This is a genomic window from Paenibacillus terrae, from assembly GCF_000943545.1.
Lineage (GTDB): Bacteria > Bacillota > Bacilli > Paenibacillales > Paenibacillaceae > Paenibacillus > Paenibacillus terrae_A.
This window is the reverse complement of record NZ_JTHP01000159.1, coordinates 1-1890: the sequence shown is the minus strand read 5'-3', so window position 1 is coordinate 1890 and position 1890 is coordinate 1. Positions and strand designations below refer to the sequence as shown.

Genomic DNA, 1890 nt, shown 5'->3' with positions numbered 1-1890 from the left:
TTTATGTGCGCCCGGCATGGGCGATAACTTGGCGGTGAAAGTCCGCTACAGGCTTGGCAGTAGGAACTGTTAGCCAAAGGCAAGGGTGTCCGCCGCGAGGCGGAATCTGAAGGAAGCCGGAGGCAAACCCTCGGTCTGACGAACAGAAATCACATAGAAGGCATGCTGGGACGGACGAGCTTGCATAACAAAGCGAAGTCTAATACTGCCCGAATCCCAGGATGTAAATGTGGCAGATGGATGAGGGGAAGGTTATCGCTCTTACCCGGGGAGATCTCACAGACGTCAAGTAGGAAAAAAAATCCGAAAGACGGAGTAAAGCTTGCTGTGAGAAGTCAGCAGAGGCCATAGTACCGGGAAGTTTTTTTTTCGGGAAGGGCCGAACAATCGTAAGTCTTGAGTACATACAGGAAGGAGAATCGGCGCAATGAAAGCAGAATACCGAAAGGGCTGCCTGCAAAGGGATAGCGTGGAACGCAAAGAGTACGCGGGAGTGCGGAGCGCCGGTAGTCGGGAACGTAGAGAAAAAGGCGGTGCAACAGACCTGCTGGAGCAGATTCTGGACAGAGACAATCTGAACCGAGCCTACAAGCAGGTCAAACGCAACCATGGAGCGCCTGGAATCGACGGAATGACCGTAGAAGAGGCGCTGCCCTGGCTGCAGGAACATAGAGATGAGCTTTTGCAAAGCATCTGGGAAGGCCGATACAAGCCAAGCCCGGTACGGCGCAAAGAAATTCCCAAACCAGATGGAAGCGGAGTACGGAAGCTTGGCATCCCCACGGTCGTGGACCGGGTGATACAGCAGGCGATTGCCCAGCAGATGCACCCACTGTTTGAACCGCTCTTTTCGGAGGGGAGCTACGGCTACCGCCCAGGGCGGAGCGCGCAGCAGGCCATCCGCAAGGTGAAAGAGTATGCACAGCAGGGCTACGTCCACGCGGTAGAAATCGACCTCTCCAAATACTTTGACACACTGAACCATGAACTGCTGATGAATCTCTTGCGCAGACAAATCCAGGATAGACGTGTAACCGATCTGATTAAAAAGTACCTGAAAAGCGGAGTACGCCGCGAAACGAAAGAGGGTTCCCCTCAGGGAGGTCCTCTGTCGCCGCTTTTGGCGAACATCTACCTGAACGAATTTGACCAGGAGATGAGAAGCCGGGGAGTGAACGTCATCCGCTATGCAGATGACATTGTGGTGCTGGCCAAAAGCGAACGGGCAGCAACGCGTCTTCTGGAGTCCTGCGGGAAGTATCTGGAGAACCAACTGAGACTCCAGATGAATACGGGGAAAAGCAAGGTCGTTAGCGTGGTGGCCCGAAAGCATTTCAAATTCCTTGGCTTTGCCTTAGGAAAGAACGGAAGTGGCGTGTATATACGCGCTCATGGGCAAACGCTGGTAAAAGCAAAGAAGAGGCTGAAAGAACTCACAAGCCGTAGTCAGGGCAGAAATGTTCGCCAAATCATGGAGAAGGTGAAAGTCTACATTCGGGGATGGATTGGCTACTATTACGTAGCCGACATGAAACGGATATTGCAAAGCTGGAGTGAATGGCTGCGAAGACGACTCCGAATGTACATCTGGAAACAGTGGAAGAAGCCGAGAACAAAGGTACAAAACCTGCGCAAACTGGGGATACCGGAATGGCAGGCGTACCCGTGGGGAAACTCCCGCCTTGGATACTGGCGCATCGCCGGAAGCCCGGTGCTGTCTCGTTCCATAACAAACGAAAAGCTCGTACAGGCAGGATATTATGACTTTCCTGCGCAATACGAGCGTCTACGTAAAATGCACTTAAGCGGTTGAACCGCCGTATACCGAACGGTACGTACGGTGGTGTGAGAGGTCGGCTACTCAGTTAATGGGTAGCCTCCTACTCGATT

1 protein-coding gene is annotated in these 1890 nt (G+C 53.0%); it reads left to right on the top strand.

The genetic code is table 11. From position 1 onward, the window contains the following. Positions 1-427 precede the first annotated feature (427 nt). A complete protein-coding gene (gene ltrA / locus QD47_RS29365; RefSeq protein ID WP_044649451.1) occupies positions 428-1813 on the top strand; it encodes a group II intron reverse transcriptase/maturase in 1386 nt (461 codons plus the stop codon). Positions 1814-1890 lie beyond the last annotated feature (77 nt).

What these genes read in the sequence shown, in the direction of transcription:
- ltrA (WP_044649451.1), top strand. Translation starts at nt 428, where the DNA reads ATGAAAGCAGAATACCGAAAGGGCTGCCTGCAAAGGGATAGCGTGGAA.